The sequence below is a fragment of the Kitasatospora paranensis genome (genome assembly GCF_039544005.1).
Classification (GTDB): Bacteria; Actinomycetota; Actinomycetes; order Streptomycetales; family Streptomycetaceae; genus Kitasatospora; species Kitasatospora paranensis.
Map to the genome: position 1 here is coordinate 4,671,481 of NZ_BAABKV010000001.1, position 13,915 is coordinate 4,685,395.

The 13,915-nt window shown below is 75.4% G+C and carries 17 protein-coding genes and 1 riboswitch; of the genes, 6 read left to right on the top strand and 11 right to left on the bottom strand.

Annotated features, from left to right (window positions below; all coding sequences use genetic code 11):
* Positions 1-43: 43 nt before the first annotated feature.
* Positions 44-628, top strand: coding sequence for a TetR/AcrR family transcriptional regulator (locus tag ABEB13_RS22550; protein ID WP_345706955.1), 585 nt, complete (start codon positions 44-46; stop codon positions 626-628).
* A 26-nt stretch (positions 629-654) separates the two neighbouring features.
* Here the strand turns inward: ABEB13_RS22550 and ABEB13_RS40680 are convergent, their stop codons facing one another.
* From ABEB13_RS40680 to ABEB13_RS22590, 7 genes are all read right to left on the bottom strand, one after another.
* The gene (locus ABEB13_RS40680; RefSeq protein WP_425559969.1) at positions 655-1,983 is read right to left on the bottom strand and encodes a cytochrome P450 family protein; all 1,329 of its coding nucleotides are present in this window, start codon (positions 1,981-1,983) and stop codon (positions 655-657) included.
* 1,167 nt (positions 1,984-3,150) lie between these two features.
* Positions 3,151-3,753 carry a GTP-binding protein gene (locus ABEB13_RS22565; protein ID WP_345706958.1) on the bottom strand — a complete coding sequence of 201 codons (603 nt, stop codon included), beginning with the start codon at positions 3,751-3,753 and terminating at the stop codon, positions 3,151-3,153.
* Complete coding sequence (locus ABEB13_RS22570; RefSeq protein ID WP_100889054.1) at positions 3,731-4,099, bottom strand: DUF742 domain-containing protein; 369 nt, start codon at positions 4,097-4,099, stop codon at positions 3,731-3,733. Before ABEB13_RS22570 ends, ABEB13_RS22565 begins: the two co-directional genes overlap by 23 nt.
* Positions 4,096-5,787, bottom strand: coding sequence for a roadblock/LC7 domain-containing protein (locus ABEB13_RS22575; protein ID WP_345709777.1), 1,692 nt, complete (start codon positions 5,785-5,787; stop codon positions 4,096-4,098). The genes ABEB13_RS22570 and ABEB13_RS22575 overlap by 4 nt, the downstream gene beginning before the upstream one ends.
* 179 nt (positions 5,788-5,966) lie before the next feature.
* Positions 5,967-6,188 carry a hypothetical protein gene (locus ABEB13_RS22580; protein WP_345706959.1) on the bottom strand — a complete coding sequence of 74 codons (222 nt, stop codon included), beginning with the start codon at positions 6,186-6,188 and terminating at the stop codon, positions 5,967-5,969.
* Positions 6,189-6,349: 161 nt separating this feature from the next.
* A complete protein-coding gene (locus ABEB13_RS22585) occupies positions 6,350-6,775 on the bottom strand; it encodes a PaaI family thioesterase (protein WP_345706960.1) in 426 nt (141 codons plus the stop codon).
* Positions 6,776-6,979: 204 nt separating this feature from the next.
* A complete protein-coding gene (locus ABEB13_RS22590; RefSeq protein WP_345706961.1) occupies positions 6,980-7,165 on the bottom strand; it encodes a hypothetical protein in 186 nt (61 codons plus the stop codon).
* Positions 7,166-7,300: 135 nt separating this feature from the next.
* Here ABEB13_RS22590 and ABEB13_RS22595 point away from each other — a divergent pair, with 135 nt between their 5' ends.
* Positions 7,301-7,531: a tautomerase family protein gene (locus ABEB13_RS22595; protein WP_345706962.1), complete on the top strand. Its 231-nt coding sequence runs from the start codon at positions 7,301-7,303 to the stop codon at positions 7,529-7,531.
* Positions 7,532-7,562: 31 nt separating this feature from the next.
* Here the strand turns inward: ABEB13_RS22595 and ABEB13_RS22600 are convergent, their stop codons facing one another.
* Positions 7,563-7,853 (bottom strand): YiaA/YiaB family inner membrane protein, encoded by a 291-nt coding sequence (locus tag ABEB13_RS22600; RefSeq protein WP_100889047.1) that lies wholly within the window; start codon positions 7,851-7,853, stop codon positions 7,563-7,565.
* 227 nt (positions 7,854-8,080) lie between these two features.
* Positions 8,081-8,243: riboswitch (cyclic di-AMP (ydaO/yuaA leader) on the top strand.
* A 7-nt stretch (positions 8,244-8,250) separates the two neighbouring features.
* Here ABEB13_RS22600 and ABEB13_RS22605 point away from each other — a divergent pair.
* The gene (locus ABEB13_RS22605) at positions 8,251-9,078 is read left to right on the top strand and encodes a M23 family metallopeptidase (protein WP_345706963.1); all 828 of its coding nucleotides are present in this window, start codon (positions 8,251-8,253) and stop codon (positions 9,076-9,078) included.
* Here ABEB13_RS22605 and ABEB13_RS22610 read toward each other — a convergent pair.
* Positions 9,075-9,881, bottom strand: coding sequence for a hypothetical protein (locus ABEB13_RS22610; RefSeq protein ID WP_345706964.1), 807 nt, complete (start codon positions 9,879-9,881; stop codon positions 9,075-9,077). The genes ABEB13_RS22605 and ABEB13_RS22610 overlap by 4 nt on opposite strands.
* Before the next feature lie 181 nt (positions 9,882-10,062).
* On the opposite strand from ABEB13_RS22610, the gene ABEB13_RS22615 reads away from it, so the two are divergent.
* From ABEB13_RS22615 to ABEB13_RS22625, 3 genes are all read left to right on the top strand, one after another.
* Positions 10,063-10,662: a GNAT family N-acetyltransferase gene (locus ABEB13_RS22615; protein ID WP_345706965.1), complete on the top strand. Its 600-nt coding sequence runs from the start codon at positions 10,063-10,065 to the stop codon at positions 10,660-10,662.
* A gap of 100 nt (positions 10,663-10,762) precedes the next feature.
* On the top strand, positions 10,763-11,479 hold the full coding sequence (locus tag ABEB13_RS22620) for a sensor domain-containing protein (RefSeq protein WP_345706966.1): 717 nt from the start codon (positions 10,763-10,765) through the stop codon (positions 11,477-11,479).
* A 142-nt stretch (positions 11,480-11,621) separates the two neighbouring features.
* On the top strand, positions 11,622-12,314 hold the full coding sequence (locus tag ABEB13_RS22625) for a hypothetical protein (protein WP_345706967.1): 693 nt from the start codon (positions 11,622-11,624) through the stop codon (positions 12,312-12,314).
* Here the strand turns inward: ABEB13_RS22625 and ABEB13_RS22630 are convergent.
* A complete protein-coding gene (locus tag ABEB13_RS22630) occupies positions 12,304-13,347 on the bottom strand; it encodes a hypothetical protein (protein ID WP_345706968.1) in 1,044 nt (347 codons plus the stop codon). The two genes, ABEB13_RS22625 and ABEB13_RS22630, sit on opposite strands and share 11 nt — an antisense overlap.
* Positions 13,348-13,445: 98 nt before the next feature.
* Complete coding sequence (locus tag ABEB13_RS22635) at positions 13,446-13,913, bottom strand: protein-tyrosine phosphatase family protein (RefSeq protein WP_345706969.1); 468 nt, start codon at positions 13,911-13,913, stop codon at positions 13,446-13,448.
* Positions 13,914-13,915 lie beyond the last annotated feature (2 nt).

Consider the following 13,915-nt stretch of genomic DNA (forward strand, 5'->3'; position numbering starts at 1 on the left):
ATCCGCGCGCCCGGCCCCATTCCCACCCACCCGGAAGCACCACATGAGCACTCGCCGCGACGCGACCCGGCAGAAGCTGTACGAGGCCGCCGTCACCCTCATCGCCGAGCAGGGGTTCTCGGCCACCACCGTGGACGAGATCGCCGAGCGCGCCCAGGTCGCCAAGGGCACCGTCTACTACAACTTCGCCAGCAAGACCGAGCTGTTCGAGGGGCTGCTGAAGCACGGCACCGGGCTGCTCACCGACTCGCTGCGGCAGGCCGCCGAGGGCCGCCCGCCGATCGAGGGCGTGGACGCCATGATCCGGGCGGGCCTGGTCTTCATCGCCGCCTACCCGTCCTTCGCGCAGCTGTTCGTCGCGGAGACCTGGCGCACCAACCGGACGTGGCACGACTCGCTGCGGATGATGCGCGACGGCGCCGTCGCGGTGGTCGCCGGCGTGCTCGACGAGGCCGTCCGCGAGGGGCAGCTCTCCGCCGACCTCGACACCCAGCTGACCAGCTCGGCCCTGTTCGGGATGGTGCTCGTGGTGGCCCTCGACTGGCTGGCCTTCCAGCCCGAACGCAGCCTGGACGACGTGCACGCCGCGCTGGTGCGGCTGGTGCACGGCCGGATCACCCCGGGCTGACCGGCGGCCCGGGGCGATCCGCGGGCTCAGCCGATCCGCACCGGCAGGGTCCGCACACTGTTGCTGACGAAGGACGCGATCGGTTCCGGCGCCGGGCCGTCCGCGAGCGCCAGCGTCGGGAAGCGGCCGAACAGGCCGCGCAGCGCCGTCTCCGCCTCCAGCCGGGCCAGCCCCGCGCCGAGGCAGAAGTGCGGCCCGTGCCCGAGCGACAGGTGCTTCACCGGCTGCCGGGTGACGTCGAAGCGGTCCGCGTCCGGGTAGTGCGCCTCGTCCCGGCCGACCGCCGCGTACGAGGCGAGCAGCGCGTCGCCGCGCGGGATCACCACGTCGCCGACCGGGATGTCCTCGATCGCGTACCGCAGCGGGAACTGGCCGACCGGCGAGTCGTGGCGCAGCGTCTCCTCGACCACCGCCGACCACGGCACCTCGCCGGCCAGCACCAGGCGCAGCTGGTCCGGGTGGGCGAGCAGGGCCCGCACCGCGTTGGTGATCAGGTTGAGCGTGGTCTCGTGCCCGGCGACCAGCATCAGCAGCAGGGTGCCGACGAGCTCCTGCTCGGTGAGCCGGTCGCCCTCCTCGCGGGCCGCGATCAGGTCGGTGGTCAGGTCGTCGCCCGGTCGCTCCCGCTTGGCGGCCACCACCGCGCCGAGCAGCCCGAACAGGCCCTGCTGGGCGGCGATCGCGGCCTGCGGCGTCGCGGAGCTGCTCACCAGGGTGTCGGACAGCTCGTGCAGCTCGTCCTGCTGCGCGCGCTCCAGGCCGAGGAGTTCACCGATCACCTGCATCGGCAGCGGGTACGCGAAGTGCTCCCGCAGGTCGAAGTCGCCGGAGAGCTTCGCCACTTCGTCGAGCAGGCGCTCGGAGCGGGCCTCGATGGCGGGCGCCAGCTCGGCGATCCGGCGGGGCGTGAACGCCTGGCTGACCAGGCCGCGCAGCCGCCGGTGGTCGGCGCCGTCGGCGGTCACCATGCCCGGCACGGTCACGAAGTTCAGCAGCGGCCAGCCCTCGGGCAGCCGGCCCTCCCGGAACGTCGTCCAGAGCTGGGCGTTCTTGCCGACCCGCGGGTCGGCGAGCAGCCGCTGGAGGGTGTCGTGGTGGGTTATCGCCCAGACCACCACCCCGCCAGGGAGCTCCACAGGGACCGCAGGCCCGGCCGCGCGGAGCCGGGCGTTCTCGCCGTGCTGATCGCGTCCGAAGGGGTCGAGTCCGAGGGGGCGGGACGGTCGGCGGTGTCCATGTCGGCCTTTCGGGTGCGGCGGGGCGGGGCGGGGAGAAGGCGCTGTAGAGCACCGGCAGCTCGACCAGGGCCCGCGACCAGGGTGACGGGCGCCAGGCCAGTTCGTTCGAGGGAACAGCCAGTTGGAGGTCGGGCAGGCGGTGCAGCAGGGTCTCGACGGCGGTCTCGACGATCAGCCGCGCCGGGTGCTGCGCGGGGCAGACGTGCCGTCCGGCGCCCCAGGCGAGGTGGGCGCGGTTGCCGCCGACCCCGCCCGCCCCCTGCACCGAGGGGTCGGCGTTGGCGCCGGCCAGGCCGAGCACCAGCATGTCGCCGGCGCTGATGTACTGGCCACCGAGCACGGTGTCGCCGGTGGCCCAGCGGCCGGGGAAGTTCTGCGTCGGCGGGTCGCGCCACAGCACCTCGTCCAGCGCGTCGGAGACGCTGAGCCGGCCGCCGGTGAGGGTGGCCCGGAAGCGGCGGTCGGTGAGCAGCAGCCGCAGGGTGTTGCCCGTCCAGTTGATGGTGGTCTCGTTGCCCGCGACCAGGATCACCACCAGGTGGTGCACCGCCTCCTCGTCGCTCAGGCCCGCCTCGTGCGCCAGCAGCCAGGAGGTCAGGTCCGCGCCCGGACGCTCGCGGCGCTGCCGGACGAGGTCGACCAGGATCGCCTGGAACTCGGCGTTGGCCCGCACCGACTTCTCGCTGGAGTCCACGAAGTGGCTGATCAGCTCGATGAGATGGGGCCCCGCCTCGGCGGGCAGGCCGAGCAGCTGGGTGAAGACCAGCAGCGGCAGCCGGCGCGCGTACTGGGCGATCAGGTCGGCGGTGCCGTCCGGCCCCCAGCCGTCGATCAGGGAGTTCGCGGCGGTCTCGGTGGCGGCCCGCAGCTGCCGGTGGTCGATCCGGGCCAGCGTGTCGGCGACGGCGGCGCGCAGCCGCTGGTGCTCGGCCCCGTCCAGGTTGAGCAGGGTGGGGCGCCAGGCGGTCATCGGCAGCAGCCGGGAGTCGGCGGCCAGCCGGCCCTCGGCCGGCACCCGCCAGCGCCGCGAGTCCTTGGAGAACAGCTGCTCGTTGCGGGTGAGTTCGAGCAGCTCCGGGTAGCCGATGACCAGCCAGGCCTCGACCCCCGGCTCCAGCTCGATCGGGGCGACCGGGCCGTGCCGCTCGCGCAGCCGGGCGTACAGCCCGTGCGGGTCGGCGGCCACCGCGGGCCCGAACAGCGGGGCGCCGCCGCCCTGGTGCATCGGGCAGCCGGGCGGCGGGGTGCCGGCGGGGGCGGCCGGGGAGTCCGGTGCGGGGACGGTCATGTCTGGAGCTCCAGGACGGAGGAGGCGTGCAGGTGGGCGACGAAGTCGATCAGCACGTCGTAGGCGGCCCGCCGGTCACGGGCGTCGCAGCGCAGGATCGGCACCTCGGGCAGCAGGTCGAGGGCGGCGCGCAGCTCGTCCTCGGGGTGGTCCGGGGTGTCGGGGAAGAGGTTGACCACCACCGCGAACGGGATGTTCTGCTCCTCCAGCCGGCCCAGCACCTCGAAGCTCTCCTCGATCCGGCGGCCGTCGACCATCGCCAGCGCGCCGAGCGCGCCGCGCGAGAGGTCCTCCCAGAGCGGCCAGAACCGCTGCTGGCCGGGCGTGCCGAACAGGTAGAGGGCGAGTTGCGGGCTGATCGTGATCCGGCCGAAGTCCAGGGCGACCGTGGTGGTGGTCTTGTCGGGCCGGCCGGTGAGGTCGTCGATCCCGGCCCCGGCGACCGTCATGGCCTCCTCGGTGCGCAGCGGGGTGATCTCGCTGAGCGAGCCGACCAGCGTGGTCTTGCCGACCCCGAACGGCCCGGTGACCAGGATCTTGACGGCTCCCTGCACCGTCGCGGGCAGGTAGACGGGCTCAACGGAGTTGGCGGAGGCCAACGAGCACCTCCTCGAGGAGCGTGGTGGGCAGGCGGTCGGCCTGCGGTGAGCCCGGCGACCGGTGGACGGCGGTCGCCGGGGGCAGGACCTGGACGGCGCCCATGTCCCAGAGGTCGCCGACCAGCACCTTCACCACGCTGAGCGGCAGGTGCAGGTGGGCGGCGATCTCGGCGATCGACAGGAGCCGCCCGCAGAGCGCGAGGATCCGCTGGTGCTCCCGGTTGAGCTCGGCCCCCGTGGTGTCGGCCCCGGGCACGGTGGAGACCAGGCTCTCCAGCGCGAGCACGTTCCGGCTCGGCCGGCTCCGGCCGCCGGTGATCACGTACGGCCGGACGGGGCCGCTCATCGCGCGTCCCCGGCCGCCTGCTCCACCCGGGGCGGACTCGTCAGGTGGGTGCCGATCCGCTCGACCAGCACCTGCATCTGGTACGCGACCAGCCCGGCGTCGACGGCCTCGCCGGTGACCACGGCCAGGTGCGCGCCCGCACCGGCGGCCACGATGAACAGGTAGCCCCCGCCGTACTCGACCACGATCTGGCGGGTCGTGCTCGTCCGGCCGCCGAAGCCCTGGGCCACGCCGCGGGCCAGCGACTGCAGGCCGGAGCAGGCAGCGGCCAGCCGCTCGGCGTCGTCCCGGTCGATCCGGGAGCTGCGGCCGATCTCCAGCCCGTCGTTGGACACCACGACGGCGTGCTGGACCTCGGGAACGGTCAGGATGTCCGTGAGAAGCCAGCCGAGATCAGGATTGGTGGTCATTGAGGTCTCCGGAGCGCTGGGGCTGTTGGGGGAGGCGGGAAGCGTGGCCGGCCCCGGGACGGGTTCGGCCGGGAGGTCGGGCAGCCGGTGGGTGCCGCTGGCCGAGCGGCCGTCGGCCGTCCCGGCCTGGAAGAGCGCCATGAAGGCCTGGGCCTCCCGGGCCGAGCGCGGCGCGGCGGGCTCCGGCGCGGCGGCCGGCCGCGGGCGGGCCTCGTCGTCCTCCATGGGGGAGCTGCGGCGGCGGTTGGTGCGCCGCGGCAGTCCGCCGGTCGGTGCCCCGCCGTCCTCGGCCCCGCGGGCGGCGGCCGCGCGCGCCCCGGCGGGCGGCGCGGTGCGCCGGGCGGCGGTTGCCGGCACGGCCCCGTCGGCGGGCTGGCCCCCGGCGGAGGTCGGCAGCGGCTCGGTGAGCAGGGCGTTCGGCAGCAGGACGACCACCCGGACACCGCCGTACGGGGAAGGCGCGGAGCTGAGCGTGACCCGGAACCCGTACTGCTCGGCGAGCCGGCCGACCGCGGCGAGGCCGAGCTGGGGCACCTCGCCGAGCCGGGAGACCTCCAGCCCGCTGCCGCCGGCCAGTGCGGTGGCGGCCTTCTCGACGGCCTGCTCGGGCATCCCGACCCCGGCGTCGTCGATCTCGATGACGGCGCCGTTGTGGACGGGGATCAGGGTGACGAACACCTGGGTGCTGGGCGGCGAGTAGCGGGTGGCGTTGTCCAGCAGCTCGGCGACGGCGTGGATCAGCGCCTCGGCGGCGGCGGCGACCACGGCGGTCTCCAGCCGGCTGCGCACCACCACCCGCTGGAACGGCAGGATCCGGGACTGCGCGCCGCGTACCACGTCCTCGAGCGCGACCGGTTCCGGCCAGTGCCGGCCGGCGCGGGCGCCGCAGAGCACCGCGAGGGTCTGGGCGAGCCTGGCCTGCTGGGCGGCGGCGTGGTCGGCCTTGAGCAGCCCGTCGAGCAGGGCGGGGTCGTCGTGGGTGCGTTCCATCTCGTCGAGCCCGGCCTGCTGGTCGTGGGCCATCACGAGGATGCGGCGGGCCACGCTGAGGAAGGCCCGCTGGGTGGCGGCGGTGAGCTCCTGCTCCTGCTGGACGGCGGCGGTCTCGGCGCCGCGGCGGGCGAGTTCGGCGTCGAGTACGGTGCGCAGGCCGTCGAGTTCGCGTTGCTGCTCGGCGAGCCGCCGGCGCAGGGTGACGGTGACGGCGCGGTATCTCGCGGCCGCCGTCAGGGAGAGGACGGCGAGGACGGCGGCTGCCACCGCGTACCACTGAGTCATCGTCACGCGCGAATTCTAGGGTGATGATCCTACGAAAGTGTGAACGGATCCACGCTTTGGTGAGCGGGACCCGTCAATCATCACCACGGAGATCGGCCGCTCCGTCAACTCTGCTCTTTTGAAGTGCACTTCGATCGAGGCCGCGTCAAGTGCCCCGACAGGTGGCGGCGCGGGTGGGACTACTGCCCGTCGACCTCGCCGTACGACTCCTGCGGGCGGGCCGCGACGGGACGCAGGCGGGGCAGGCCGCGGGCCACCTCGAAGGCCCGGAGGACGGTGGCGAGCAGGCCCGGCGCGGACGCCGCGGCGGGGGCGGCCGACGGGCCGGCCGGCGTGCGCTGGCCGGGTACGAGGCCCGCGGCCGTCGCCGGGGCCGCCGTGCCGGGGGCGGTCTTCGTCATCTCTGCACGTCCTTCGTGTTCCTGCCGTGGCGCGTTGCGGGCGGCGGAGGGCCGCCCGCTGTGACGAGTACCCCGTGGGGACCAAGTCTTGTCCTGCTTCTGCGACGGGACGGTCTCGAATCCCCTCCGAATCGGTTCCGGTCCCCGGGCGGCGGGCCCGGCTACGCCGTCCGGTCGACGGCGATCATCGTGCCCTGCATCAGGGCGACCTCCTTGCCGGGCACCCCGCCGGTGACCGACCGCACCTCGGCGCCGACGACGGTGATGGTCCGTCCACTGCGGACGACGGTGCCGGTGGCGCGCAGCCGGTCGCCCACCCCGGGGCTCAGCAGGTTGAGCTTGAACTCCACGCTCAGCACGTCCTTGCCGGCGGGCATCAGGGAGAGCGCGGCGGCGCCGGCCGCGGCATCCGCGAGGGTGCTGATCGCGCCGGCGTGGACGAACCCGTTCTGCTGGGTCACCTCGGGCCGGACGGGCAGGTCGAGCACCACCCGGCCGCGGGCCAGCTCGACGATCTCCACCCCGAGGGTGGCCAGCAGGCGCTGCCCCGCGAGGTTGGCGCGGAGACGGTCGGTGAGGGTGTCCATGGGTGGGTGTCCTGGTCTGTCCGGTGCGGTGGCGTTGCTCATCGAACCCTCCGCTTCCCCCGCCCCGGCGTCAAGGCCGGCCGGGCTCGGACCGTCCCGGGACCGCCCCCGGACGCGGCGAAGGCCCGCGCGGGCGGCGCGGGCCTTCGGGGCTGCGTGGGGCCGGGCGGCGAGGTGGTGCGGGCGGCCCGGTGCGGGGAGGGATCAGGAGACGTCCCGGTCGGTGTCGGCCGCCCCGTCGGCGCCGGCGTCGGGCAGCTCGGCGCCGGTCACCGTCCGGGCGTCGCCCGTGCGGTGCTGCGGGGCGTCGGCGTGGGCACTGGGAGCGGTCAGCGACGCGACGACGCCGACGGCGAGGGAGGCAAAGGCGAGCATGCTGCGCTTCTTCATGCCCTGCCCAACGATCCGCGCCGGGCCGGGTCACGCGGCCGGGGTCGTCCGCCGCCCGGCCGTGCCCCCGGAGCGCCTGCGGTAGCGTGCGGCCGACCGGTCCGGGACCGACCCGGATCCGCCCCTGGAGTCGTCATGCCCTTCATCAACGTCAAGCAGCTCGCCGGCCGCACGGAGGAGCAGCGGGCCGAGATCGCCCGTGAGCTGACCGCCGCGTACGCCCGGGTCACCGGGGTGGACCCGGGCGTGATCTGGGTGGCCATCGACGAGGTCCCGCTGGAGAACTGGTCGCTCGCCGGTGAGACCTATGCGGCGAAGCGGGACCGGGCGGCGGCCGCCGAGCGGGCGGAGCAGGACGCCGGCTGACACCGACCGCCCGCTGCGCCCGGCCGGATGGTCAGAGCCCGTCCACCTTGAACGGGTCGTGCTCGGCGAGCAGCTTCTCCAGGCGGGCCTGGTCGACCCGCGAGGTGAGGGCGCCGGCGTCCTGGCGGTCCCGGACGACCTTGGCCAGGGTGAACGCCGAGGTGATCACGTAGAGCAGGCCGACCGCCAGGAACGCGCGCATCCACGCGTCGACGGGCAGGTAGGCGATCCCGATCGCCAGGGCGGCCGTGGCGAGGGCGAACGACAGAACGGCCTGCAGGTGGTACGCGGCCGTGGTGCGGGGCTGCATCGGTGCGCTCATGCATGCAGGGTCCCGGAGCGGCCGCGCCGCCACATGAGTACGGATACTCAACAGCGTCGTCACCGTCCGTCACGGCATCGCCGGGCTCGACTGGCAAACCGTCACAAATCCACCAAGTCGCCCAACTGTGACGTGAGTAGACCTGCGGTAGTACTTGGAATCAGGGGGCCGTCGCATTAACGTTTGATAACGCAGCGCGGTCGGCAACGCCGTACCGACACGGCACCGTGCGCGTGTCGCTCAATCCCGCGGTCCGCCCTCGCCGGTGGGCCGGGGAGCCGGGGAACCACTTTCCTTGGGGTGAATCGGCCGGGCCGTGGCCCAGCCGTAGGAGACCTTCCTGCTCCGAACCCGTCAGCTAACCCGGTCGGCGAGGGAAGGAAAGGAGTACGCCCCCGTGGCGTCGACGATCTCGGCGGACCCCGCCGCATCCACCCAGCTCCTCGACCACCCCTGGGACCAGGCCGACCAGGCCCGCCACCGGGTGCCCCGTCAGACCAGGACCGGCAGTCCGCTGCTCGGCGTCACCGCCACCATGGCCGCCACCTTCGGAGCCGCCGGCCTCACCGCGGCCGCCGCCGGGCCGGCCGCGGCCGCGGAACCCGCCGTCGCCGCCCCCGACGACTCCGCGCAGAGCGCCGCCGACCCCGGCCTCGCCCTCGCCGCCCGCATCCAGCAGCAGGCCGACACCCGGCGCACCGCCGCCGAGGAGACCGCCCGGCTCGCCGCCGCCCAGGAGGCCGAGGCCCGCCGTGCCGCGGCCGCGGCGGCCACAGCCGCGCCCGCACCCGCCGCCGCGGACACCCGCGCGGCCGCCGAGAGCGCCCCGGCGGACTTCGCCGCACCGCTCGCGGCCTTCACGCTCGGTACCCCGTACGGTCCCGGCGGCGCGTACTGGGCGAGCCTGCACACCGGCCTCGACTTCGAGGCCCCCGTCGGCACCCCCGTCACCGCGGTCGCCTCCGGCCCCGTCACCTCCGCGGGCTGGGCCGGCTCGTACGGCTACCGGGTGGTGCAGACCCTGCCGGACGGCACCGAGATCTGGTACTGCCACCTGGCCCGGCTCGCCGCCACCTCGGGCCCCGCCACCCCGGCCACCGTCCTCGGCGCGGTCGGCGCGACCGGCAGCGTCACCCGGCCCCGGCTCCACCTGGAGGTCCGCCCCGGCGGCGGCGCCCCGATCGACCCGCAGTCCTGGCTCCGCGACCGGGGCGTCCAGGTCTAGTCCTCCGCGACCTCCGGGTTCTCCTGGTCCTCGCCGGCCCGCTCCTGCGCGTAGGCGAGGAGTTCGGCCGTGCCCGGCTCCGGGGCGAGGTCCGGGTAGCCGCGGACCAGCAGCTCGGCCAGGCCCGGCACCGTCCACTCACCGCTCAGCCACAGCGCGCCGTCCTCCGCCACCGCCTCGAACTCCTCGAAGTCGCCGGAGAGTTCGTCCGGCATGGGCGCGCCGAGCGCGGTCAGCGCGGCCAGGTTGCGGTAGCTGCGCTGCATGAGGCCGTACTCCAGCAGTCGCCGGGCGCCGTCGGTGGCCATCCCGATCGACAGCAGGTGGACGCTCCCCCAGGCCGGCTCGCCGTCCGCCTCGGGCAGCGGGTCCAGCTCGCCGGCTGCCACCAGCCCCGCGTAGGCCGCCGTCCGCTCCTCGGGCGAGCGCTCGCGGAACGCCTCCAGCCAGCCGCGCACCGCGTCCGGGTCGCCGGTGTCCACGCCGTCCGCCCGCAGCAGCAGCGTGTAGAGCCGCGGCCAGGTCAGCAGCGCCGGGCGCCGCAGCAGGGTGCCGAGCAGCTCGCCCTGCCACTCCGCCTCGGCGTGCAGCCGCTCGTGGCGCTTGGCGTTCAGCCGGCGCACCGCCCGCCGGTGGTCGATCAGCAGCCGTACCGCCGCGCCGTACACCCCCGGGTCGCCCTCCGGCTGGACGTACAGGTGCAGCCGCTCGTGCAGCAGTTGCTCCAGCACCGCCGAGCCCAGCTCGGGGAAGCCCTCGTGCAGCGGCGCGCCCCCAGTTCCAGCAGCGCCAGCACCGTCCACAGCGCCTCCTCGGGGACGGGCGGCAGGCCCTGGGCCTCCGCCCAGGCGAGCAGTTCCTCGGCGCGGGTACGGGGGATGAGCTGCAGGTCTTCGTCATTCACGTCCCGTACCGTAGCCGTTGCGCCCGGGACCCGCGCGGGAGACGCCGGCCGGCGCCCGGTCGGGGGTAGGGTCGGCCGGCATGACACCCGAACAGGTCCCGTCGGTGCGGCCCGTCCGGCTGGTCGGTCCGCGCCTGGCGATCCGCGAGTTCCGCCTCTCGCCGCAGGACGTCGACGGGCTGCACACGGTCTTCGGTGACGCCGAGACGGCCCGGTTCCTGCCGTTCGAGCCGCGCGACGCGGAGGAGTGCGCCGACCAGATCGAGCTCTACCTGGAAGAGGCCGAGAAGCAGCCGCGCACCGTCTACCGGCTCGCTGTGACCCTCGGCACCGACGGCCCCGCGGCGGAGGCCACGCCGGTCGGACAGGCCGTACTCGGTCTGGAGGGCGACCGCGCCGCCGCCCTCGGGTACGCGCTGCGGCGCGACCTGTGGGGCAACGGCTACGCGGGCGAGATCGTCGCGCTGCTCTGCGAGTTCGCCTTCGGCCGGCTGGCGGTGCACCGGCTGGCGGCCCGGGTCGACCCGGACAACACCGCCTCCTCCCGGGTGCTGACCAGGGCCGGCTTCCAGCTGGAGGGCAGGATCCGGCACGACCTGTTCCTGCACGGGGTGTGGCACGACTCCTTCCAGTACGCGCTGCTGGAGGACGAGTGGCCGGCCGCGGCGGGGCGGGGGTAGGGACAACCCCACCACGGATCCGGCAGCGGGCTGCATTCCGGCGGGCGCGGCGGGACGGCACCGTAGTGATGTCAGCACCGGACGAGACCGAGGGGCCGAGATGAGCACCGGCACACTGCACCGCACCAGCCACGACGCCTGGCCCGCCGAGCCGCGCACCGCACCCGGCCGTCCCGGCTTCCTCCGGGCGCCGTTCTCCGGCGCATTCCACCGGGAGGTCGGCTTCGTCCTCACCGGTCTGCCGATCGCCGTCGCCGGTTTCACCTTCGCCGTCACCTGCTTCGCCACCGGCGCCGGGCTGGTGGTCACCGCCCTCGGCCTGCCCGTGCTGGCACTGCTGCTGGTCGGCTCCCGCGGCTTCGGCGCGCTGGAGCGCCACCGCACCCGGACCCTGCTGGGCACCGAGGTGGCGGCCCCCGCGCCGGTCGCTCCGGCGCGGCGCGGGTTCTGGGGCGCGGTCACGGGCCGGCTGGCCGACGGCGCCGGCTGGCGGGCGGCCCTCTACCAGGTGGCGATGTTCCCCTGGGCGGTGCTCGGGTTCGTCCTGACCGTGACCTTCCTGGTCACCGGCTGGGTCATGGCCCTGTACCCGCTCTACCACTGGGTCTTCGCCCGGTACACGGACTGGCCGGGGTACCGCGTCGTCGACTTCACCACGGACGCCGGCCACCACTACGCGTACTACATCACCTCGCCCGCGCAGATCGCCGGGGTCTCGGCCGTCGGCCTGCTCCTCGTGCTGGTCACGCCGCCGCTGGTGCACGGGCTCACCACGGTCAACCGGCTCGCCGTCCGCGGGCTGCTCGGCCACCGCTGAGCAGGCCGGACGCCGGCGGCCCGGTCCCGGTGGCCGCCGGACGCCCGGATGCGGCGCCCCGTCGGCCGTGGTCCGATGAGCCCGAACCGCCGCTCCGCCGAGAGGGGACACCGTGTGCGCCGCCGTACCGACCGCGACGTTGGTGACCTCCCGCCCGCTGGACGAGTACTGCGGTCTCTTCGGTCTCACCCGGGCGGCACTCGGCCGGCTCGGCGGCACCGTGCTCGACTGCCCCGGCGGGGCCGCGGGGCTGGCCGCCGAGGCCGACCGGCTCGGCTGCCGGGTGGTCGCCGTCGACCCGCTGTACGCCGTCCCGCCGCTCCGGCTGGTCGACCTGGCCCGGGCCGGGCGGGAGACCATGGCCGAGGCGATGCGCACCACCCCGCGGCTGTACGCGGCGCCCCGGCACGTCCGCCCGGAGAAGTACCTCCGAAGCTGGGACCGCGCCCGCCGGCTGTTCGCCGCGGACCGTGCCGCCAACCCGGGGCGCTACGTCGCCGCGGCGCTGCCCCGGCTGCCGTTCGCCGACGGGTTCTTCGCCCTGACGCTCAGCTCGTACCTGCTGTTCGCCTACCCCGAGCTGTTCGGGCCGGACGAGCAGCTGGCGGCCCTGCTGGAGCTCGTCCGGGTCACCGATCCGGCCGGTGAGGTCAGGGTCCACCCCCTGCACGACGCGGTCGGGCGGCGCTGCCCCCACCTGGCCGCCCTCCGCGGGGCGCTCGGCCGGCGCGGCGTGGCGAGCGAGATCGTCACGGTGACCTCCGCGGGCCGGGCGCGACGGGTGCTGGTGCTGCGGGCGGCGTCCCGCCGGCACCGGCCCGCTGCTACCGCTTAGACCCCGGCTCCGTGCCCGCGCCCGCCACCGCCCCGTCCGGGCCCGACGCACCCCCGTCGGCGCCGCCGGCCGGACCGGTCGGCTGCGCGACAGGGCCGGCCGGCTGTCCGTCGGGCCCGGCGGACTGCGGGGGCACCGGGGCCGGCAGCCGCCCGAGGATCTCCTCGGCGACCGAGCGCCGCCGCGAGTAGGGCGGGACGTTCCTGGTGTTGCGCACCTTGTAGGCGACGGCGGCGCGCAGGGCCGCCCGCTGTCCGGCGGTGAGCCCGGCCAGCCCGGCCAGTTCGCGGGCGGCCAGCAGGGCCTGCAGCAGCTCGAAGGGCGAGAGGTGGCGGTCGACGGCCGAGACCACCAGGTCGACGTGGGCCGGGTCCGGCCGGCCCTGGACGAGTGCCAGCGCCTGCACCCGCAGGCCCTCGACCCCGGTGTCGAAGAGCTCCCGCACCTGCGCCGGGGTGAAGTCGAGGGCGCCGGCCGCGATGACCGTCTGGTTCACCGAGTCGGCGAGGGTCTGCCGGTCGGCGGCGGTGAGCGCGCGGGCCAGCAGCAGCCGGGTCAGCAGCCAGCCGGCCAGGAAGCCGACGATGGTGAAGTACACCGACAGCGCGGCGGCGAAGCCGGCCGCGCCCGGGCCGTCGCCGAGCGCGGGCGCCAGGGCGTCGCCGAGCTCCCGCAGCCGCCTCGGCAGGGTGCCGATCTGGGTCAGTCCGGCGCCCAGCAGGATCTTGGTCAGCCAGTCGGAGACCTGCTCCAGGTTGGTGTTGGGGGCGTAGCCGGCCGTCGAGGTCGTGGACCGGTCGTCCGGGTGGGCGGCCGCGCCGCTGGTCAGCAGCCGCGGAATGCCGAAGAGGAATCCCAGCAGCCCGCCGCCGACGGTGAAGGTCGCGGCGACCATGAGTCCGCCGCCCAGCGCCCCGGCCCAGTGGTCGCGGGCCAGCGCGTACAGCACCAGGCCGGCCACACCGGCGCCGAGCACCCCGCCCAGCCCGTACTTGACCGCCGGCACCGGCTCACCGCCGCGCTCCAGCTCCATCGCGCACACCCCCGGGTACTCGCCGTCCGCTCCGCCGCGGAGCGACTGTAGCGGACCTGACGCTCCGTCGGTGCGGGCGCGGGCCCGGGCGGAGAACGTCATTCGGGTGCGAACGGACCTAGGCCGTCACCGGTGCGGGTGGCGAACCGGGAGACGAAGCGGCGCTGCCACGGGGTCTCCACGGCCTGTGGGGCGTAGTACCGCCGGACATGGGCGACCGCCTCCGGCCCGGTCAGGCCGTCGAGCACCGCGAGACAGGCCAAGGCGGTGCCGGTCCGGCCCCGGCCGCCGCCGCAGGCGACCTCGACCCGTTCGCCGGCGGCCCGGGCCCATGCCTCGCGCAGGCGCTCCCGGGCGTCGGCGGCGTCGGTCGGCAGCCGGAAGTCCGGCCAGCGGATCCACTGCGCCTCCCAGGGCACCGCCGGCGGGCGCCGGCCCAGCAGGTGGAGGGCGAGGTCGGGGACGGGGCCGTCGGGGAGCGGCCGGCGCAGCGCCCGCCCGCGGACGAGCCGGCCGGAGGGCAGCCGCAGCACGCCCGCCGCCGTCGGGTCCCATGCCCCGCCCATGT